The sequence below is a fragment of the Janthinobacterium sp. PSPC1-1 genome, from assembly GCF_049897625.1.
Lineage (GTDB): Bacteria > Pseudomonadota > Gammaproteobacteria > Burkholderiales > Burkholderiaceae_D > Janthinobacterium > Janthinobacterium tructae.
In genome coordinates, this window is sequence record NZ_JAFCWP010000004.1 from 387,020 (window position 1) to 408,926 (window position 21,907).

The 21,907-nt window shown below is 69.5% G+C and carries 8 protein-coding genes; all 8 read right to left on the reverse strand.

Translation table 11 applies throughout. The annotated features are described in order from the left end of the window. Positions 1-96: 96 nt before the first annotated feature. Positions 97-2,337, reverse strand: a complete 2,241-nt coding sequence (locus ACP7EG_RS15560) for a DUF5916 domain-containing protein (RefSeq protein WP_426088318.1) — start codon at positions 2,335-2,337, stop codon at positions 97-99. A 25-nt stretch (positions 2,338-2,362) separates the two neighbouring features. Beyond that, a complete protein-coding gene (locus ACP7EG_RS15565) occupies positions 2,363-3,886 on the reverse strand; it encodes a glycosyltransferase family 87 protein (RefSeq protein ID WP_426088319.1) in 1,524 nt (507 codons plus the stop codon). Next, complete coding sequence (locus ACP7EG_RS15570; protein ID WP_426088320.1) at positions 3,886-5,253, reverse strand: FAD-dependent oxidoreductase; 1,368 nt, start codon at positions 5,251-5,253, stop codon at positions 3,886-3,888. Before ACP7EG_RS15570 ends, ACP7EG_RS15565 begins: the two co-directional genes overlap by 1 nt. Next, positions 5,250-6,044: a DUF6875 domain-containing protein gene (locus tag ACP7EG_RS15575; protein WP_426088321.1), complete on the reverse strand. Its 795-nt coding sequence runs from the start codon at positions 6,042-6,044 to the stop codon at positions 5,250-5,252. The genes ACP7EG_RS15570 and ACP7EG_RS15575 overlap by 4 nt, the downstream gene beginning before the upstream one ends. Positions 6,045-6,170: 126 nt before the next feature. Continuing rightward, complete coding sequence (locus ACP7EG_RS15580; protein WP_426088322.1) at positions 6,171-7,514, reverse strand: MFS transporter; 1,344 nt, start codon at positions 7,512-7,514, stop codon at positions 6,171-6,173. Then, on the reverse strand, positions 7,511-12,055 hold the full coding sequence (locus ACP7EG_RS15585; protein ID WP_426088323.1) for a non-ribosomal peptide synthetase: 4,545 nt from the start codon (positions 12,053-12,055) through the stop codon (positions 7,511-7,513). The genes ACP7EG_RS15580 and ACP7EG_RS15585 overlap by 4 nt, the downstream gene beginning before the upstream one ends. Beyond that, entirely contained in the window at positions 12,052-15,408 is a 3,357-nt protein-coding gene (locus ACP7EG_RS15590; RefSeq protein WP_426088324.1) for a non-ribosomal peptide synthetase, read from the reverse strand. Before ACP7EG_RS15590 ends, ACP7EG_RS15585 begins: the two co-directional genes overlap by 4 nt. 4 nt (positions 15,409-15,412) lie before the next feature. Further along, positions 15,413-21,280: an amino acid adenylation domain-containing protein gene (locus ACP7EG_RS15595; protein WP_426088325.1), complete on the reverse strand. Its 5,868-nt coding sequence runs from the start codon at positions 21,278-21,280 to the stop codon at positions 15,413-15,415. Positions 21,281-21,907: the final 627 nt, after the last annotated feature.

Genomic DNA, 21,907 nt, shown 5'->3' on the forward strand with positions numbered 1-21,907 from the left:
GGAGGAAAAGAATGCTTGCATGTTCAGACTCCAGTTGCGTGCAAAGACCAGGGCGGGCGAGGCGGGCACGGCCCGCCCTGGAAGAGGTGGCCGGCCTTACAGCTGGAACAGGTAGCTGAACTTGACGAACACCTTGCGGCCTGTGTGCATGTCGAGGTCGCGCGTGCGCTGCAGCAGCTGCGGATTGCCGACCAGCTGCAGGTTTTCCTGGCGGTCCGTGTAGCCCGCGTACGCTGTCGTGCCGGGACTGAGCACGTAGCTGAACAGCAGGTCGCCCGTCAGGCGCTTGCCGCCCTCGATGCCCGTCAACGCCCGGTTGGTCTTCAGGTGGCTGTAGTCGAGGATCAGGTGGGCGGCCATGAAGCGGCTGTGCTGGTAGCGCAGCTTGGTGCGCGACAGCAGTTCGCGGTAAACCATGCTGCCCGGCGCCAGGCCCGCCACGCCCGCCTGCGTGCGCAGGTCGTTCCAGTACAGGGTCTGCTCGACGCGGAACTGCGCCACGGGCGTGAACTTCAGGTTGGCCGAGACGCTGCGTGCGTCGCCCAGGAAGGGCGCCAGGCCCGGTGCGGGCTGGTAGTTGATGACGTCGTTCTGGCCCACGGTGACCCAGCCCGTCAGCCAGCTCAGCCATTCAGTGCTGGCGGCCAGCGAATAGCCGGACTTGCGGAAGTCCAGGCCCGCGTACTTTTCAAAGCCGTCCAGCTTGTGCGCCTCGAAGGTGGTGGCGCGCAAGCCGTTGACGCTGAAAAACGCATCGCTGGACCAGTCCTGCAGCGTGTTGTCGTGGTCCCTGGTACCCACGGCCTTGATGCTGGGGCCTGCGCTGACGAGCCATGGCGCCTCCGGGAAGTTCCACAGGTAGGATGCCGTCTGCGTCGTCTGGCGGATGTCCGTGCGGGGAATGAAGGCCAGCGCGGGGTCGAAGTCGCGCGTGATGTCCAGGTACTGGCCCGCATAGTTGAAATTGCGGTCCGAGCGGCTCGCCTCGACGAAGGCCAGGCGGCCACTGTGGTCGGGCAGGCCGTCCATGCTGGACTTGCTGTGCGCGAGCTGGCTGCTCAGCACCCAGTTTTCATCGATCTTGTAGCGCAGGTCGACGCCGGCCACGCGGTTGCTCTGCTGGCCGAACTTGCGGTCCGTCAACAGCACGCCCACGTTGGAATCGCCGTCGAAATCGTTCTGCACGCGGGCCACGGCGATGCGAGCCGCCTTGCCGAAGTCGCGGCTGTCGCGCGGCAGCGCTTCGCCCGGTGCCACGTCGTCCATCAACAGGCCGCCCACGGACCAGTGGCCTTCGCGACCCGTCAGGCGCGCGCCGTAGCGGGGCTCGGCGATGCGGCGCGAAAAGAACAAGGGCTGCGGCGTGGTGAAGAAGCCCGAGTTTTCCAGGAAAAACGGGCGTTTTTCCGGGAACAGCACTTCGTAGCGCTTGTCGATCAGCACTTGCGGCTCGTCCGACTCGACCTCGCTGAAATCGGGCTTGTAGGTCAGGTCGAGGGCGAACTTGTCGGCCAGCACCAGCTTGGCGTCGACACCGGCCTGGTTCTTGTCGTCGCGGTCCCAGTAGGTGTTGGCCGGGTCGCTGCCGTTCAGGGCGCGGCTGCGGCCGATGTAGCCATAAGGAATCAGCTGGATGTTGCGCCCCGAGGTGATCGGCTCGGGTATCTGCACGGGCGCCAGCTGCGGCACGAAGGCGGCCTGGCGCTTGGTGATGTAGGGCCAGTAGGAAAACTCGTTCAGGCGCGGCACGATGCGGCCCACGGCGATGCCCCAGTTCTGCACGTCGGCGCGGTTGAAGCGCAGGCTCTTGAACGGAATGGCCATGGTGACGACGTAGCCGGTGGGCGTGATCCTGCCATCGGACTGCCATTGCGTGTCGAAATTGAAATCGTCGCCCAGGCCTTCCGTGTGCTTGGCATCCATCTGCACGCCATACGGGTTGGCATAAAAGCGGAACGAGCGCTGCTTGTCGTTGAAGGAGTCGATTTCCAGCTGCACCGCGTCGTCGCCGGGCAAGTCTTCGCGGCGGGCGATGCGCGCGCGCACCAGGGCCGGGTCGTCCGTGCAGACGAAGACAGCGTACAGGTGCTCGTCGTCATACGACAGGTAGGCCTTCGTTTCCAGCAACGACGGCTCGCCGTCGCCGGGCGCGTACTGGCGGAAGCCCTTGATTTCCACGCCGGCATTGGCCGGCACCTTGCCGATGTAGTCGGCCAGCACGGGCGCCTGCGCGGCGCGTGGAATGTGCAGGCGCTCGTCGGCCAGGGCGGGAGCGGAAAAGGCCAGCATCAGGCACAGGGCGGTGCGGCGCAGCGGAGTCAGGATAGCTTGTTTCATCTTGGATATTCTTTCTGAAAGGGAGTCAGGCGGCCGCGGGCGACGCGGACGGGTTGGTTGCGGCGCTGCCGTTGGCGGCCGGGCGGCGCAGTACGGGCCACAGCCAGAAGGCCAGGGCCAGCAGCTGGCTGGCGGTGGAAACGGCCAGCAGCAAGGGAAGGTGCTGCGGCTGGACCAGGCCGATCGGCATGACGATGGCAAAGGCCAGCCACAGCAGGCCATACGCGGCGTGGCGCAAGACGCGATGCGCTTGTGCGTGGACCTGGCCGGCGGCCAGCAGGCACCACAGCCACAGGGCGGGGAACAGCGCATAGTCGTCGGGCACGAAGGGGCTGCGCACGGCGGCCAGACCCAGCAGGCCGAGCCAGACGGCGGCCAGTTCCAGGCGCGAGTACGCGGTGGCGCGGCGCGCCGCCAGCCAGGCCAGCGCCACCACCACCACGCTCCACAGCAGGGCCACGGCGGCCAGGTGGCGGTATTCCAGGCCGTCGACGCCGAACAGCCTGAGCTTGAGCACCAGGGCCGGCACGGAATAATTGATGGCCACTACCGCTTCCAGTCCTTCCAGCTGCATCCAGGTCCACACCTCGCCGCTGGCGATGCGCGGCATTTCATAGCCGACGAAATCGCGGAACGGCTGGGCGCCCAGCATGGCCCAGGCCAGCGCCGCGTACAGCAGTGAGAAGGCAATGCTCCACGCCAGCGCGCGCCAGCGCTTGCAGAACAGCAGGTAGGCGCACAGCACGCCGGGGAAGATCTTGAACAGGGCCAGTGCCATCACGGCGCCGCCGGCCTCGTCGCGCCCGCGCTGGAACAGCAGCATGGCCAGCAGGGCCAGGGCGATGGCGGCCAGCTGGAAATTCCCCGTCTGCATGGTGATCAGGGTGGGCAGGGCCAGCCAGGCGGCCGGTAGCAGCAGGGCGGCGCGGCGGCCTGTTGCGCCGCCGATCCAGGCGCAGACGGCCAGCATGATGGTCATCACCAGCCCCGCGTCGACGGCGAACCAGGCGGCGCGCATGGCCACGAAGCCCGCGCCCAGGGATGCCGCCAGCTGGGGCAGGATCAGGAACGGCGGCGGATACAGGTATTCGTCGAGCTTGAAGCGTCCCTCGTTGCCCGCATAATGGGCGCCGTCGTAGATGTTCGGTGCACCGGCGCTGGCCAGCTCGGACGCTTTCCAGTAAGAGGAAAAGCAGCTGTGGTTGACATAGAAGCGGTCATACCAGATGGCCGACAACTGCGGCTGCTGCGGGTTGGCCATGAACAGGGCCACGCCGGCGAGGCGCGCCACGGCCAGCGCGGCCAGCGCCAGCCACAGCAGGCTGAGCACGGGATGGGCGCGCAGCAGGCCGTCCAGCTCGCGCGGCAGATGGCGGGCCAGCACCGGGCTCAGTCCCAGTGCGATGGCCAGCGGCAGCAGCGCCAGCGGCGACGGCGCCGCTTGCAGGGCAGTGGCGGCGACGGCCGCGCAGATGCCGAAGAAGGCGCACAGCAGCAGCGCCACGGCCAGGCGCTCCCACGCGCGGCCTTGTGAATGTACAGGATGCATCAGTTACCTCCAATCAGGGACAGGGACAGGACGACGGCGGCGATGCCCAGCACGGCCAGGGCCAGTGCGCCCGAGGCGTGCAGGACTCTTTCCTGGCGCCGCGCCCGCAGCAGCGCGTCGCCATAGGGCATGGTGGTGTGGGCAATCATGGTGTACAGGGGCAGCCAGCCGCGCGGCCAGGCGCGGTTGAGCAGCAGGTCGAGCTTCTTGCGGGCGACGAACCACGGCGACTGCACCTTTTGCCGCAGCTCCGTAAAGTTGCTTTTTGATAATTGCGCCAGCGCATCCGTGTGCCGGCGGCGCGCCAGCTCGTAGCTGGCAAAGGCGCTGGCAGTGTCGCCGCGCGCCGCATCGAGCGCATTCATGAGGGTGCAGCAATCCTCGAACGCGGAGTTCATGCCCTGGCCATAGAACGGGTACACGGCATGGCAGGCATCGCCCACCAGCACGGCCCAGTCGCCGAAGCGCCACGGTGCCGTGCGCGTGGTGATGAGGGTGCCCGTGGGGTGGCGCGACCACTGTTCCAGCAGGCCCGGCAGCAAGGGCAGCAGGTCGGGAAAATACTTGGAGAACAGCGCCGTCACGTCGGCCTCGCTGCGCACGCTGGCGAAGCTGTCCTCGCCCTCGAACGGCAGGAACAGGGTCAGCGTGTGCGAGCCGTCCTGGTTCGGGTGCGAGACGAACAGGCAGTGGCTGCGCGGCCACACGTGCAGGGCCGTCAGTTCGATGGCCGAGCTGCCGTCCGCGCGCGGCGCCAGGGTCAGTTCCTTGTAGCCCCATTCCAGGTATTCCTGCTGGTAGTCGGCGCGCATGCCGTGCTGCAGTTCGCGGCGCATGCTGGAAAAGGCGCCGTCGGCGCCCACCACCCAGGTCGGATGGGCCGTGATGCGGCGTCCGCCCGGCGTTTCCAGCTCCAGTTCGCGCTGCGCCTTGTCGGCGCGCAGCAGGCGGTGCTCGAAATGCAGTTTCACCTGCGGATGCTGCTCGGCCTGGTCCAGCAGCAGGTGGTTAAGCAGATTGCGGTCGATTGAATGCAGTACTTCGCTGTCGTCCTTGCCATACGCCTGGTAACGCGTGCTGCCGTCCGGCGCGTGGATGATCCTGCCGCGCATGACGACGGCATGGGCCAGCACCTGGTCTAGCAGTCCCACCATCTGCAGGGCCTGCATGCCGCGCTTGGACAGGCCGAGGTTGATCGAGCGGCCCGCCGCGCCATCCTGGCGGCGCGGGTCGGCGCGGCGCTCGTAGACGTCCACGCCGTGGCCTTGTCGCGCCAGCGCCAGGGCCAGCAGGGAGCCGGCCAGGCCGCCGCCGACGATGGCCACGCGGGCGCTGGGGGCGCCCTGGGTGTGATGGGCGGCGCTCATGCCGTCTCTCCCGCGCCTGCCGCATCGGGCTGGTCCTGGCCTGCCTGCCACTGCTCGATTTCGGCGGCCACGACGCCGTCGAGCGCCTGCTCGAAACGCGACCAGCCCAGGCTGCCCGCCAGGCGGAACAGGTAGGCGCGCAGGTAGGCGGCCCGCACGGGCGCCGCATACGCCGTGCGCAGCAGGAAAGGCAGGTCCGAATCGACCATGTGGCGCATGGCCAGCATGGGGATGGGACTGCGCAGGGGGCGGAACTGCGCATTGCGCAGGCCGGGGCTCTCGTTGCTGGCATGGAATTCGCCAAGCATCAGGCCCTTTTCCACGAAATCCTTTTTCAGCAGCTGCTGCACCTCGTCGACCACGCCCGCGCCCTCGGCGCCCAGGTTGGGGAAGATTACGAGGAAGGCCTTGTTGATGGCGTCCGGCCCGCTGGTCGGCTCGGTGGCGAGGAAAAGGTCGCGGTAGTACAGGATCACGCGGGAAATGCTGTCGAGCGTGGGTTCGCGTTCGGCGATCTCGGCCATCCAGATGCTGTCCTGCTCCAGCGCCACGGGGACGAAGGGGCAGACGGCGCCCTTGCGTCCCAGTTCTGGATGGCTGCGGGCGAGGAAGGCGCGCATCCATTCGAGCACGCTGGCCAGCGCCGAATGGCTGGGATAATCGCGCGCCACCTGGGAAACGCGCATCAGCCCGTATCCGGGACCGTGCGCGGCGTCGGCTTGCTTGTCGTGATGGGCGACCGGGCAATTTGTGGGCGCCGGTGTCGTGTGCAGCATGTCTGTGTCAGTCATCTTGCTTGCTCCAGTGGGACGATGTTGTTAGCGATTTGCTACTGCATTGCGTTTTTGAAGAAAAAGCGTCCCCACAACGCTGCGTGGCAGCGCTTTTTCATTCACCTTGGTACTACCGAGAAAAAATCAGGCGGGCTGGGCGTCCCCTTCGGCGGCCGGGGGCGGCTGGCTCCAGGCGTCGGGCAGTTCGTCGGCGCGGCGCAGGGCGGGGATGCTGTAGGCCAGCATGGCGACCAGGCTCATCGCCAGGCCCAGGACGATGAACATCAGGCCCATGCCGCGCCCGGCGCCCGTGCCGATCAGCTGGCCGATCGAGCCGGCCAGGGCGCCGCCCGGCATCAGCAGCGGCTCGAAGACGTGTTCGGCCAGCGGTCCCGCCAGGCAGTAGCCGACGGGCATGGCCGCTTCCGACAGCACGCGCTGGATGGCGAAGCAGCGTCCCTGCAGGCCGGGCGGCACCTTGCTTTGCCACAGCGAATCGTTCGACGCGCTGATCACGGGCAAGGTCAGGAAGAAGACGAAACCGGCGGCCGTCACCAGCACGAAGGACGGCGCCAGGCCATGCGCGGCCAGGGCCAGTCCCGCCAGCAGGGAAAAGCCCAGCACGCCGTTGATGCGCTTCTTCACGCCGCCTGACGCCGCCATCAGCACGCCGCCCAGCAGCAGGCCCGCGCCGCCGATCGACATCTGCACGCCCAGCAGGGCCGGATCGGCCATTGACAGCACCAGCGGCGTGATGGTGATGGCGGCGATGCCGAACAGGAAATTGCAGGTGCCGAAGACCAGCAGCAGGCCGAACAGGCTGTTGCGCTCGCGTACGTAGCGCCAGCCCGTCGCCGCTTCGTGCCACAGGCTCTGCCCCTCGCTGTCCTGGCTGCGCGGCGGGCGGGGGATGCGCGCCAGCAGCATGGCGATGAAGGCGGCGACGAAGGACAGGGCGTCGATCAGCAGCACGCCGGGCAGGCTGATCAGGCTCACCAGCACGCCCGCCAGCAGCGGACCGGCCACCTGGGCGATGGCGCCGCCCGTCTGCACCAGTCCGTTGACCCGGCTCAGCTGGCCGTGCGGCACCAGCAGCGGGATGCTCGACGCATAGGCGGGGCCGTGGAAGGCGTTGGCCAGCGCCGTGGCGCCCACGCACAGATAGATGTGCCAGATGGCCAGCTGGCTGTTCATCAGCAGCGCCGCCAGCACTAGCTGGGCGCTGGCCGAGACGAGGTCGCAGCACAGCATGATGCGGCGCCGGTCCCAGCGGTCGACGAGGGCGCCCGCGAACGGCGCAATCAGCAGCGCCGGCACGGCCATGGCCACGAAGATCAGCGCGAACTGGGTGGTCGAGCCCGTCGTGCGCAGGACCCAGATGCCTAGCGCAAAGCTGGACAGGCGCGAGCCGATGCCCGAGGTCATCTGGCCGAACCAGATCAGCAAAAAGTCGCGCAAGCCCGCATAGCGGCCAGTGGTAGCGTTCATGCGCATGCCCTTTCCTGTGGTGTGGCGCCGGCAAGGGGCAGGTAGCCCTGGCCGTGCATGTAGGCGAGGCAGGTGGCGAACAGGACGCCGTCGGCCGGTGGACAGACATGGCCCAGCGCGGCGGCCATGCCTTCCGTGGCGCTGCAGTCGAAGCCCGGTTCGCGTGCGTCGGCCTGCTCCGGGAACAGGGCGGCGAAGCTGGCCAGCGCGTTTTCTTCGCTGCTGGCCACCGCCTGCTGCAGGGCCGAGCGCCATTCGCCATAGCCGGCCAGGCGCACCGGGTGGCCGGCCGCGCGCAGGCCGTCGACGAGGGCGCTGGTCGGCAGGCGGGCCGGATTGAGGAAGTGCCAGGTGCCGTCGGCGCCGTCGTGCGCCAGCACGCGGCGGGCGATGACGGCGCTGACGTGATCGACGGGCGCCATGTCGTAGCTGGCATTGGCGATGTCGGGCACGAGGCCCAGCTGCACGCAGCCCTTGACCCAGCTGCTGAAATAGTCGCCCAGGTTGGCGCTGCCGCTGCCGCTGTCGCCCGTGATGCGGGCCGGCCGGTACAGCGCCACGGGCACCCCGCGTTCGCGCGCCGCCATGGCCAGCTGTTCCGCCACCCATTTGCTCTGGTTGTAGCCGCCCTGCTGGCTGTCTGCCGAGGGTGGCGGGTCGCTTTCGCGCACGGTGGCGCCAAGGTAGCCGGCGCTGACGTACACGCCCAGGGTCGAGACCATGTGCACGGCCTTCAGCGCCCCCGTGGTGGCCAGGCGTAGCACTTCCACGGTGCCGCCCACGTTGGCGGGCGCCAGGCTGGCATACGGTGCGAGGAAGTTGACTTGCCCGCCGTTGTGCACGATGGCGTCCGCCTGGCTGGCCACGGTGGCGTAGCCATCGTCCGTCAGGCCCAGGCGCGGCGCGCCCAAGTCGCCCGGCAGGGGCGTCAGGCGCGCCGAATAGCTTTCCTGCCACAGGCCGTACTGCTGCAAATTGGCGCGCAGGCGCCGGGCACCGTCGGCGGCATTGCTGGCGCGCACCAGGCATAGCAGCTGCGCCGTGCTGGCGTCGAGCAGGTCGCGCAGCAGCCAGGCGCCAAGGAAGCCCGTGGCGCCCGTGACGAGGATGGCGCGCGGCGGCCCGGCGCGGTGCGGTGCCGCGTGCGCCGCATCGATGTCGGACGGCAGCACCGCTTGCGCAGCCAGGTCCAGCACGGGCGCGGCGACGCCGGCCAGCAGGTCGTCCACGACGCGCGACAGGGCGGCGATGCTGGGGGCGGAAAACACGGCCGTCAGCGGTACGTCGACGCCGAAGGCGCGCGCCAGCTGGAACACCAGCGGTAGGGTCAGCAGGGAGTCGCCGCCCACGCTGAAGAATTCATCGTCGGTGCTCAGGCCTTCGCGGCCCAGCAGTTCCTGCCACACGGCCAGCATGCGCTGTTCCGTGGCTGTCGCCGGCGCGACGATGCTGCGCGCTTCCAGGTCGTGCAGCGCCTGCGTCGGGGCGGGCAAGGCGCGCCGGTCGATCTTGCCGTTGCCGGTCAGCGGCAGCGCTTCCAGGCGCTCGAAGATGGCCGGCAGCATGGCGTCGGGCAGGCGCGCGGACAGTTCGGCGCGCAGGGCGGCGCCCGTCACGCCGGGGCCAACAAAATACGCCACCAGGCGCTTGTCGCCGGGCGCCACTTCCAGCACGGCGGCGACGGCCGCCTGCACGCCCTCGCAGGCCAGCAGCGCGCTTTCCACTTCGCCCAGCTCGATGCGCACGCCGCGCAGCTTGACCTGGTGGTCGCGCCGGCCCAAAAATTGCAGGCTGCCGTCGTTGTTCCAGCGCGCTAGGTCGCCGCTGCGGTACAGGCGCGCCCCTGCGTTCGGGCTCCAGGGATCGGCGACGAAGCGTTCGGCCGTCAGCTCCGGCGCATGGCGGTAGCCGGCCGCCACGCCGGCGCCACCGATGGCCAGCTCGCCCGCCACGCCGCGCGGCGCCAGCTGCAGGTGGCGGTCCAGCACATAGGCGCGCACGCCGGGCAGCGGCTGGCCGATGGGCAGGTCGCTGCCTTCCAGGCCCGCGCCATCCACGGTGGTGAAAGTCGTGGCGCAGACGGTGGCCTCGGTGGGGCCGTAATGGTTGACCAGGCGCACGCGCTTGCCCGTCAGGCGGGCGAAACGGCGCACTTGCTCCACGGGCACGGCTTCGCCGCCGAACATCATCAGGCGCAAGCTGGGCAGCACGCTGCCCGTGGCGCTGGCGGCGCCATCAAGGGCGTCTGTCCAGCGGCGCCACAGGGCGGACGGCGCGTCGATGGCCGTGACGGCGTGGCGCGCGCAATACGCTTCCAGCTCCGCCACGCCTAGCTGGTTCGGGGCGCCGTGCAACACCAGGGTGGCGCCGGCGGCCAACGCGGGGAAGATGTCGCCCACGGAGGCGTCGAACTGCAGCGGCGGGATCATCAGCAGGCGCTGGCCAGCCAGGTCGTGGACACGGGCGAAGCCTTGCAGCAAATGCAGCACGTTGGCCTGGCTGACGCTCACGCCCTTCGGCGTGCCCGTGGAGCCCGAGGTGTAGATCAGGTAGGCGGGCGCGTTGCCGTCGATGGCGGGCGCGGTGAACGTGGCGCCGTCCGTGGACGCACCGGTGGCCAGCACGGGCAGCTGGCCGGCAATGGCCAGCGCCTGTGCCTGTGCGGCGGTCGGCGCGACGATGGCGATGGCGGCGGCGTCGTCCAGCATGAAGCGCAGGCGCGCCGCAGGCAGGGCTGGGTCGAGCGGCACGTAGGCGGCGCCGGTAGCGACGATGGCGAGCAGCCCCACGAGGGCTTCTGCCGAGCGGTCCGCCAGCAGTGCCACGTGGTGGCCCGGCCCCGCGCCTGCCGCCTGCAGGCGCGCCGCCAGACCGGTGGCTGTCGCGTGCAGCTGTGCGTAGCGTAGTTCGACATCGTCATCCACGATGGCCACGGCCTGCGGCGTGTGTTCGGCCTGGCGCGCCAGCAGTGCATACAGGCCGCCGTCGGGCAAGTCCTGCATGCCGGCAGGAGCGCCGCCATCGCCCAGGACCAGCAATTGTGCCTGCTGCGCGGCCGGCAGCAGGCACAGCCGGGACACGGGCGTGGCGGGCGCCTGCACGATGGATGCTAGCAGCTGCGTGAATTGTTCCGCCATGCGGGCGATGGTGGCCGCTTCGAACAGCGCCACGCTGTAGTCGATGACGCCGCACAGCGCGCCGTCGGCTTCCATCATCGACAGGGTGATCTCGAAGCGCGCCGCCTTGAACGGCGGCTCGAACGGGCCGGGACGCAAGCCGTGCCAGGCTGCCTGCGCACCTTCCTCACTGGCGCTGGTGGCCGGTGCCTGCAGCACGAACATGGTCTGGAACAGGGTGCTGCGGCCTGGCACGCGCTCGATCTGCAAGCCGTCGACGATGCGCTCCAATGGCGCTTCCGCATGCGCGAGGGCGTCGAGGAAGTGCTGGCGGTTGCGCGCCAGCAGGGCGGTAAATGCAGGATCGTCCGACAGGTCCGCGCGCAGGGCCAGGGTATTGACGAGCAGGCCGATCAGCGGTTCGGACTCCGGCGCGCCACGGTTGGCGACCGGGGTGCCGACGACCACGTCATCCTGGCTGGCCAGGCGCGCCAGCAGCACCTGGAAGGCTGACAGCAGCGCCATGAAGAGGGTCGCGCCCTCGGCCTGCGCCATGGCATTGAAGGACTGGGACAAGGCTGGCGGCAGCGCGAAGGCGTGGCGTTCGCCGACGGGGGACAGGCTGGGGCCGCGCGGTGCGTCGGCCGGCAGTTCCAGCACGCCGCTGCTGCCGTCGAGCGCCTGGTGCCAGAACGCCACCTGGCGCGCCAGCGCGGCCTGGCGCGGCGGCGAAGCTTGCCAGCGCACGATGTCGGGGAAGGCCAGCGGCAGCGGCGCCAGCGGCGACGGCGCGCCCGAGGCATGGGCGCGGTACAGCGCCTGCAGTTCGCCATACAGCACATTGAGCGACCAGGCGTCGGCGATGATATGGTGCAGCACCACCACCAGCGCGTATTCCTGCGGTGCCAGGGACACCAGGCTGGCGCGCAGCAGCGGCGGGCGGGCCAGGTCGAACGGGCGCTGCGTCTCGGCGCCAGCGTAATCGAGCGCGGCCGCATGCGCGGCGGCGAAGTCCAGGTGCGACAGGTCGAGGCGCTGCAAGGCGAAGGGCACGCGCGTTGCCACCGTCTGCAGCGGCTGGCCGCCTTCCTCGCCAAAGCCCGTGCGCAGCGCCGCGTGGCGTGCCACGATGCCGCAAAACGCCGCTTCCAGCGCGGCCGCGTCGAGCGCGCCGCTCAGGCGGCAGTGCTGGTACAGGTGATAGGCGCCCGTGCCCGGCTGCAGGCGCTCGAAGAACCACATGCGCTGCTGGGCGGGCGACTGGGGCAGCGGCGTGCCGTCGGCCAGCGGCGGCAGGGCGCGCACGGCGTCGGCCAGCGATACCTGCGGCGCTGCGGCAGCGGCCAGGCGCTGGCGCAGCAGGGCCAGCTGCTGCGGCGTCAGGCGCGCCAGGCGCGGGTCGTCGTGAAGATTGGATTGGCTCATGTGTTTTCCAGTGCGCCGCCCAGCAGCGCTTCGATGTTGTCGTCCGAAAGACCTTCGAGCTGGTCCAGCATGCTGGCCAGGTCGTCCGCATCCACGCTGTCGAGGCGGTTGCGCATCAGGGCCGCGCCGAAGGCCGCCACGGTAGGGGCCTCGAACAGCAGGCGCAAACTGAGTTCGCCGCCAAACGCCTTTTGCGCCCGCATCACCAGCTGCGTGGCCAGCAGCGAGTGGCCGCCCAGCTTGAAGAAGTTGTCCTCGATGCCCACGCGCTCAAGGCCCAGCACTTCCTGCCACAGGCCGCACAGGAGTTCCTCGTCGCCGTTGCGCGGCGCGACGTAGCTGTGGCCGGGGGCCGCCTCGATGTCGGGCACGGGCAGGGCATTGCGGTCGACCTTGCCGTTCGGCGTCATCGGCAGGTGCTCGAGCATCACGTAGGCCGAGGGCAGCATGTAGTTGGGCAGCTGGGGCGCGATGGCGTCGCGCAGCGCCGCCGCCTGCAGGACCTGGCCCGGCTGCGCCAGCAGATAGGCCACCAGGCGCTTGTCGCCGGGACGGTCTTCGCGGCAGATGACGACGGCCTGGCGCACGCCCGCCTGGTCGCCCAGCACGGATTCGATCTCGCCCAGCTCGATGCGGTAGCCGCGCAGCTTGACTTGGTTGTCGATGCGGCCCAGCACTTCCATGTTGCCGTCGCGGCTCCAGCGTGCCAGGTCTCCCGTGCGGTACAGGCGCGCACCCGGCTCCGGCGAATGGGGATCGGCGAGGAATTTTTCCGCCGTCAGTTCGGGGCGCGCATGGTAGCCCTGCGCCACGCCGGCGCCGCCGATCAGCAGTTCGCCCGGAATGCCGGGCGGCAGCGGCTGCAGGAAGGCGTCCGCCACGTACAGACGCGTATTGGCGATGGGACGGCCGATGGCGATCGGCGCGTCGCCCGCCTCGATTTTTTCCACGCTCGACCAGATCGTCGTCTCCGTGGGGCCGTACATATTCCACAGGGTGCCGCCGCCGGCCAGCAGGCGGTCTGCCAGTTCGCGGCTCAGTGCCTCGCCGCCGCATAGCATGGCCATGCCGGGACGGCTTTGCCAGCCCGCGTCGAGCAGCATGCGCCAGGTGGCGGGCGTGGCCTGCAGCATGCTCGCCTGCGAGCTGTCGAGCAGGCGCGCCAGTTCCATGCCGTCGGCCGCCGTGGCCGGGTCGGCGATCTCGATGCGCGCCCCCACCGTCAGCGGCAGCAGCAGTTCCAGCACGGCGATGTCGAACGACAGGGTGGTGACGGCGCACAGGCGGTCGGCGGCCGTGATGCCGGGCCGTTCCTTCATGGACAGCAGGAAGTTGACGACGGCGCTGTGCGGCAGGCGCACGCCCTTGGGTCTGCCCGTCGAGCCGGAGGTGTAGATGACGTAGGCCGTCTCGCCCGCCTGCACGTGCGCGGGCGGAGCCATTTCGTTCAGGCGCGCCTCTTCCAGCAGCACCAGGGCCGGGCCGCTGGCCGCCAGCAGCGGCGCCAGCGCGCGCTGCGTGACGACGAAGCGCGTCTGCGCGTCGTCGAGCATGAAGGCGATGCGCTCGGCCGGGTAGATGGGATCGAGCGGCACGTAGGCGGCACCCGCCTTGAGGATGCCCAGCAGCGCCACCAGCATGTCGGGCGAGCGCTTGAGGAACAGCCCCACCAGCTCGCCGGACTGCACGCCGCGCGCCTGCAGGTGGCGCGCCAGCGCATCGGCGCGCTGGTCGAGTTCCGCGTAGCTGAGTTCGCGCCCCAGGTGCGACAGGGCCACGGCCTGCGGCGTGCGCGCTGCCTGCGCCTCGAACAGCGCATGCGCTGTCATTGCGCCGCCGTCCGGCAGGGCGCGTGCCGTGTCGTTCCAGTCGTGCAGCACGCAGCGCCGCTCGGCCGGCGTCAGCAGTTCCAGCTCGGACAGGCGGCGGTCCGGATCGCCCAGCGCGCTTTGCAGCAGCTGCTGCAGGTGGCCCGCCATGGCGGCGATGGTGGCCGCGTCGAACAGGTCGGTCGCATACTCGATGTACATGGCCAGGCCATTGTTTTCCTCGCTGGCGAACAGGGTCAGGTCGACGCGCGAGGTGCCCGACGAGATGACGCCAGGCTCGATCGGCGACAGCACCAGTCCGTGCAGGCGGATTTCCTCGGACGGGAAGTTCTGGAAGAACAGCATCACCTGGAACAGGGGCGAGTGGCTCAGCGAACGGTCGATCTTGAGCACGTCGAGCAGGCGTTCGACGGGCATGTCCTGGTGCGCATACGCGCCCAGGGTGCCGTCCTTGACGCGCGCCAGCAGCTCGCGGAAGGTGGGGTCGCCCGTCAGGTCCGTGCGCAGCGCCAGGGTATTGGCGAAAAAGCCCACCAGCGCCTCGAGTTCCTGACGCGGCCGGTTCGCCACGCCCATGCCGATGACGAGGTCGAGCTGGCCCGTGTAGCGCGCCAGCAGCGCCTTGAATGCGGTGGCAAATACCATGAACGGCGTCGCGCCTTCCTGTCGGCTCAGGCGTTTCAAGCCGTCGTACAGGGTCGGGTCGAGGCGGTGCACGGAAGCCGCGCCGCGCCGGCTTTGCTGCGCCGGACGGGGACGGTCGCCGGGCAGCTCCAGCACGGGCGGGTGGCTGACGAGGCGCTGCTGCCAGTAGGCGAACTGCTTGCGCATGGTCTCGCCTTCCTCGTCGAGCAGGGCGTTCTGCCACAGCGTGTAGTCGGCGTACTGCAGCGGCACTTCGGCCAGCGGCGACGGCAGTCCCGCGCAATAGGCGTCGTACAGCTGGCACAGTTCCGTGTAGATGATGGTGTAGGACCAGCCGTCGAGCGCGATATGGTGGCCGTTCAGGACGAACAAATGCTGCTCCTCGTCCAGGCTGATGAGCACGGCGCGCAGCAGCGGCCCGGTGCTGAAGTTGAATGGCGTGCCCGCTTCCTGCTGCGCCAGCGCGGCCGCTTCCTCGCGCCGCTGCGCGATCGGCACATGTTCCAGGCTGATGCGGCGCAGCGGCACGGGTGCCGGCGGCAAGATGCGCTGCTGCGGGCCGTCGTCGTCGGTGACGATGGCCGTGCGCAGCACTTCATGGCGGCGCACGATTTCGTCGAGGCTGCGCGCAAGGATGGCGCAATCGGGCCGTCCGCGCATCCACATGGCCGACGGCACGTTGTAGGTGGCCGAATTCGGATCCATCTGTTCCAGGAACCACAGGCGGTTCTGCGCATGCGAGACGGGGATGCGCGCGGGCCGGGGCTGGCGCGTGATCTCCCTGCGGGCGGCGGGTGCCGCCTGTTTGCTCAGCTGCTGCATCAGCAGCGCGCGTTTTTCCGGCGACAGGCCGGCCAGGCGTTGGTTCAAATCAGTCATGTCATCATCCCAGGATAGGCGAGTCGCCGACGGGCACGGGCGCGTGCTGCAATTGCGCGCTGGCCTGTTCGTCGCTCAGGTTGTCAAGTTGTTTCAAAAGTTCATCGAGTGCGTCGGCATGCTGGCTGGCCAGCTGCAGGGCGATGGCGTCGGCCATCTGCGCCAGCCGCGGCGCATCGAAGACGGCGCGCAGCGGGAAATCGATGGCGTAGTGCTGGCCGATGCGCGCCACCAGCCGCGTCGCCAGCAGCGAGTTGCCGCCGACGTCGAAAAAGCTGTCGCCGGGTTCCACGCCGGTCAGGCGCAGCAGGGGGCGCCACAGCTGCGCCAGGGTTTCCTGTTCGGCTGACAGGAGCGCCGCCGGCGCGTCCACGGCCACGTCGGCCGGGTCGGGCAAGGCATGGCGGTCCACCTTGCCGTTGGCGTTCAGCGGCCAGCGCTCCAGTACGACAAAGGCCGCTGGCAGCATGTAGGCAGGCAGCTGGGCGCGCAGCGCTTCGCGCGCGGCGGCCACGTCGAAGCCGGCGGCGGCCGTCAGGTAAGCCACCAGGCGCTTGTCGCCTGGTCTGTCCTCGCGCGCCAGCACCAGCGCTTCGCGCACGCCGGCGCAGGCGGCCAGGCGCGTTTCGATCTCGCCCGGCTCGATGCGGTAGCCGCGGATCTTCACCTGGAAGTCGTTGCGGCCGGCAAACTCGATCGTGCCGTCGGCGCGCCACTTGCCCAGGTCGCCGCTGCGGTACAGGCGTGCGCCCGGCTGCGCCGAGAACGGATCGGCGATGAAGCGCTCGGCGCTGTGCTGCGGCAGGTTCAGGTAGCCGCGCGCCACGCCGTCGCCGCCGATATGGATCTCGCCGGGCACGCCCACGGGCACGGGCTGGCCCAGCGGGTCGAGCAGGTAGACCTGCGTGTTGCCGATGGGCCGGCCGATGGGAATGGCCCGCGCCTCGTGCGGCGCGCCCGTCACGGCATACGTAGTGGCAAACGTGGTCGTTTCGGTGGGGCCGTAGCCATTGAGCAGCTGGCGCGGCGCACGCGCCTTGCCCATCACCCGTGCCACCACTTGCGGATCGAGCACGTCGCCGCCCGCCAGCAGCCAGCGCAGGCCGCCGAATGCTTCTTCCAGCGCGTCGGCGTATTCATGGAACAGGCCCGCCGTCAGCCACAGGGCCGTCGCGCCGCCATCGACCAGCGCGCGGTTGAAGCGCGCCGGGTCGAGCAGCGTGTCCTGGTCCAGCACCAGCACCGAGGCGCCGTTCAGCAGCGGGCCCCACAGCTCCCAGGTGGCCGCGTCGAATGCGGGGTTGGCGCAGTGGACCACGCAGTCGCTGCTGCCCAGCGGGGCGAAGCCGCTGTCGACGGCCAGGCGCACGATGTTGCGGTGCTCGACCATCACGCCTTTCGGCATGCCCGTCGAGCCCGAGGTGTACATCACGTAGGCCAGCGACTGCGCGTCGATGCCGGCGATGGCCGGATCGGTATCGGGCAGGCAGGCCGATGGTGCCGTGCCCGGCTCCACCAGCAGCAGCGGCGGGCCGCCAGCGGGCAGGCGCGCGGCCAGCGTGGCGCTGCTGAGCACCAGCGCGGGCGCGGCGTCGGCGAGGATATGCGCGAGGCGCTGCTGCGGGCAGTTCGCTTCCACCGGCACGTAGGCGGCACCCGCCTTGAGGATGGCCAGCAAGGCAATCACCAGCGCGTCGCTGCGCTCGAGCAGCACCAGCACGCGCTGCCCCGGCTGCAGGCCCGCTGCCAGCAGCGCGTGCGCCTGGCGGTTGGCCTGCGCGTCGAGGGCGGCATACGTCAGGCTGCGCGCGCAGTGGCGCAGGGCCAGCGCTTGGGGCGTGCGCGCCGCCTGCTGCGCGAACAGCGCAGGCACGCTGTCCTGGCGTGTCGGCGCGACGGTGGCGCGGTTGAAGTCCAGCAGCACTTGCCGGCGCGCCGCCGCATCCACCAGTGGCAGGCGGCCGAGGGCCAGGCTGTCGTCGGCCGCCATGGCCGCCAGCACGGCTTGCAGGCTGGCGGCCAGGCGCGCGATGCCCTCGCTGTCGAACAGCTCGCTCGCATATTCCAGGTGGCCGCTCACCTGTTCGCCATCGTCGTCGAGCAGCAGGGAGAGATCGAAATGCGTGCTGGCCTGCGGCAGCGGCAGGGGGCGCGGATCGAAGAGGGCGCCTTCGCCCGTCGGCGCCGGCGTGTTGTTGAGCGCCATAACGCTCTGGAACAAGGGGCTGTAGGCCAGGCTGCGCACGGGCTTGACGGCATCGACCACTTGGTCCAGCGGCAGGTCCTGGTGTTCGTAGGCGGCCAGCGCCGTGGCGCGGATGCGCGCCAGCAGCTCGGCCACCGTGGGGTCGCCGTGCAGGCGCACGCGCAGGGCCACCGTGTTGACGAAGAAGCCCGGCAGCGCCTCCAGTTCGGGCAGCGGGCGGTTGGCGACGGGCGTGCCGATGACGATGTCGTCCTGGCCGCCCAGACGCGAGAGCAGCGCGCTCCAGCCCGCGAGCAGGGTCATGAACAGGGTGGCGCCGTGGCGGGCGCTGAGGCGGCGCAGCGCTTCGGCCAGCGGCGGCGCCAAGGCGAATGCCAGGCGCGCGCCACGGTAGCTCTGGCGCGCGGGACGGGAATGGTCGAGCGGCAGCTCCAGCAGGGCAGGCGCGCCATCGAGCTGCGCGCGCCAGTACGCCTGCTGCACCCCGAACGCGGCCGTGTGTGCGGCATGGCGCTGCCAGCGCGCATAGTCCGCGTACTGCAGCGCGGGCGGCGGCAGCGGGTCGGGCAGGCCGGCGGCGAAGACGGCGTACAGTACCGCCAGTTCCTCGCACAGCACGCCTAGCGACCAGCCATCGCTGATGATGTGGTGCTGCACCAGCAGCAGCGTGTGCTCTTGCGCCGACTGGCGCAACAGCAGGGCGCGCAGCAGCGGGCCGCGCACCAGGTCGAAGGGGCGCGCGATTTCTTCCCCGTACAGGGCCTCGGCCGCCGCTGCGCGCTGCGCCGGTGCCAGCGTCGACAGGTCTTCCTGGCGCAGGGGGAAGGCGAATGGCGCGCCCGCCACCTGGTGCGGCACGCCGTCGCTGGCCCCGAAGTGCGTGCGCAGGATGGCGTGGCGCCGCAGCAGGGCGTCGAGCGCCAGGCGCAGGGCATCGGCCTGCAGCGGTCCGCGCAGGCGCCATGCCACCGGCATGTGATAGGCGGCGCCGGCGGCAGCGTCGAGCTGGTTCAGGAACCACAGGCGCTGCTGCGTGTATGACAGCGGCACCTTGCCGTCGGCAGGCAGGGCCTGCGGCGCCAGTGGCGGCAGGGCGGCGCCGGCCGGGGCACCGTCGAGGATGGCGGCCAGGCCGGCTACCGTAGGCGCGCCGAACAGCTGGCCCAGTGTCAGGGCCGTGCCGCTGGCCTGGCGCAGGCGCGACACGAGCTGGCCGGCCAGCAGCGAATGGCCGCCCAGCTCGAAGAAGTCGTCGTGCCGTCCCACCTGTTCCAGTCCCAGCAGCTCGCGCCACAGGCGCGCCACGAGCGTTTCCTGCAAGCCGAGGGGGGCCTCGACCAGCCGTCCGGACATGGCGGCGCGGCCGGGCACGGGCAGGGCGCGGCGGTCCACCTTGCCGTTCGGCGTCATGGGGAACTGTTCCAGCAGCACGAAGGCAGGCGGCACCATGTAGGCCGGCACGGCCTGCGACAGCAGCGCGCGCAGGCTGGCGATGAGGGGCGCGCCGTCTTCCTGCGCCAGGTCCGCCGCATCGGCACGCACGTAGGCGGCCAGGCGCTTGTCGCCGGGGCGGTCTTCGCGGCACACCACGACAGCCTGGCGGCAGGCCGGATGGCTGGCCAGCACGGCCTCGATTTCGCCCAGCTCGATGCGGAAGCCGCGCAGTTTCACCTGGTTGTCGATGCGGCCGAGCATATCCAGGCGGCCGTCGCGGGTCCAGCGCACCAGGTCGCCCGTGCGGTACAGACGGCTGCCGGGCACGCCGGAAAACGGATCGGCGATGAATTTTTCCGCCGTCAGCTCGGGCCGCGCATGGTAGCCGCTGGCCACGCCCAGGCCGCCGATCAGCAGTTCGCCGGGCACGCCCACGGGCACCGGCTGCAAATGGCGGTCGACCAGGTAGACCTGAGTATTGCGCACGGGCTTGCCGATGGTGACCAGGCCATCGCCGGACAGCACCTGTTCGCCCGTGGAATAGATGGTGGTCTCCGTCGGGCCGTACAGATTCCACAGCTGCGCCACCCTGGCCAGCAGGCCATCGGCCAGTTCACGCGTCATCGGCTCGCCGCCACTGATGATGCGCAGGCCTTGGCGGCCCTGCCAGCCCGAGTCGAGCAGCATGCGCCAGGTGGCGGGCGTGGCTTGCACGAGGGTGGCGCCACAGGCGTCGATCAGCGCGGCCAGCGCCAGGCCATCGGCCGCCGTGGCCGTGTCGGCGATGGTCACCCTGGCGCCAACCGTGAAGGGCAGCAGCAGTTCCAGCACGGCGATGTCGAAGGACAGGGTGGTCACGGCGCAGATGGTGTCGGCGGCCGTCATGCCCGGCTGGTGCAGCATGGCGGCGAAAAAGTTGACCAGCGCGCGGTGCGGCAGCAGCACGCCCTTGGGGCGCCCCGTGGAGCCGGAGGTGTAGATCACGTAGGCGGGCGAGTCAGGATCGACGGCCACGCTGACGGCCGGCGCATCGGCCGCGCGCTCGCCGATATCGTCGATGGCGACGAATTCGCGGGCGCCGGCGGGCAGCTGCGATTGCAGCGCGCGCTCACCGAGCACCAGGCGCGCGTTCGAATCGTCGAGCATGAAGGCCAGGCGCTCGGCCGGATAGGCGGGATCGAGCGGCACGTAGGCGGCGCCTGCCTTGAGGATGCCCATCAGGCCGGCCACCAGCTGGGGGCCGCGCCGCAGGTGCAGCCCCACCAGGTCGCCCGCTTGCACGCCCCGTTCCAGCAGGCGCCCGGCGATGGCGTCGGCGCGGCGCGCCAGCTGGCCGTAGCTCACCTTGTGGCCGCCGTATTCGATGGCCGTGCGCTGTGGCGTGCGTGCCGCCTGCGCATCGACGAAGTCGTGCGCATTGCGCAGCGGACCGAGGGGCAGAGCGCTTGCGTTCCAGTCGTGCAGCAGCAGTTGCTGCTGCACGGGCGGCAGCAGGGACAGCTGCACCAGTGGCTTGGCGGGATCGGCCAGCAACGAGCGCAGCAGCTGTTGCAGGTTGTCCGCCCAGGCGGCGATGCCATCCCCGTCGAACAGGTCCAGTGCAAAGTCGAGCCTGCCCGCATGGCCGCCGCCGGCAGCGTCATCGAGCACCAGCGCCAGGTCGAAGGGCGTGTCCTGCGCCGGGTGGGAGCCGAAGGCCAGCACGGCCTGGAACAGGGGATGAAAGCTGTCGCTGCGCGGCGGCTGCAGCGCCTCGACCAGCTGCGCCAGGCTGCCGGCGCGGTGGCGCGCCGTCGCAGCCAGGGCTGCGCCAGCCTGTGCCAGCAGGCTGTTGCCCGTGCTGGCGTCATCGAGGCGCAGGCGCAGCGGGGCGACGGCATCCTGCTGCGCCATGCCGATGACCAGATCCTGCTGTCCGCTGAGGCGGGCCAGGAAAGCGGACCAGGCCGTCAATAGCACGGCCAGCGGCGTCGCGCCGCAGTGCCGTGCCAGCTGGCGCATTTGCGTGGCCGTATCGGCGTCGATGGCGAAGGGCACGCTGCCCGTGCGCCAGCTTTGGCGAGCCGGCCTGGAACGTTCGCCGGGCAATTCCAGCAGGGCGGGGGCGCCGTGCAGCTGCTGGCGCCAGAAAGCGGCCTGCTCCAGTGGCAGCGGAGCGCACGGGGCAGGACTTGGCGTGGCGTTTGCCTGGCGGCCATGCCGGAGAGTGTGGAAATAGTCTGTCAGAGCCATGGTGTACACCGAAAAGTGAGGCAGTGAGTCAGTCCGGTCCGTGCCAGGCGGGCTGGAACGGGATCGGGGCGGGAAATCAGCGTTGCGAATATAGCATCGTGTTTTTCATTTCCAGGGCATCTTGGTATTTTCAACTTAATAACAACACTTGGTTTGAATAATGATTTTTTAGCCAATTTTTCGATTATTCGTGCGCACGGGCGGGCGCCATGATCCGCGCTGTTGCGTTAATTGCGGCGTTGAGGCGGAAAGGGGCTTATATCGGAAGATGAATATCGGGATGGCGGCCTGGATGTACTCGCCAGGTGCAAAAGCAGCACCAGGAATGGTGCGTGCCCAGGCTGGCGTAGACGCTGTAACGCGGGTTTTGGCGAGGGCCGCTGTCGCAATTGAGCTGGGTGGAAAGACAATCGCGGTTCAGGCAATTGGCCTGGCGCTCAACGCGCCGGAAACGCGCCAAAGGGCGCTATGGGCGCAGCCTTGGAATTGTTAATTGATTGTAATTTTTAGTAAATAACAAAAACATGGAAAATATTGTTCTGACTGAATATGACAAAAGAAAAATCAGAAAAAAATGTCATATTAATTGATTATTCTGTAACATTAAAAATATGGCATATATGCTAC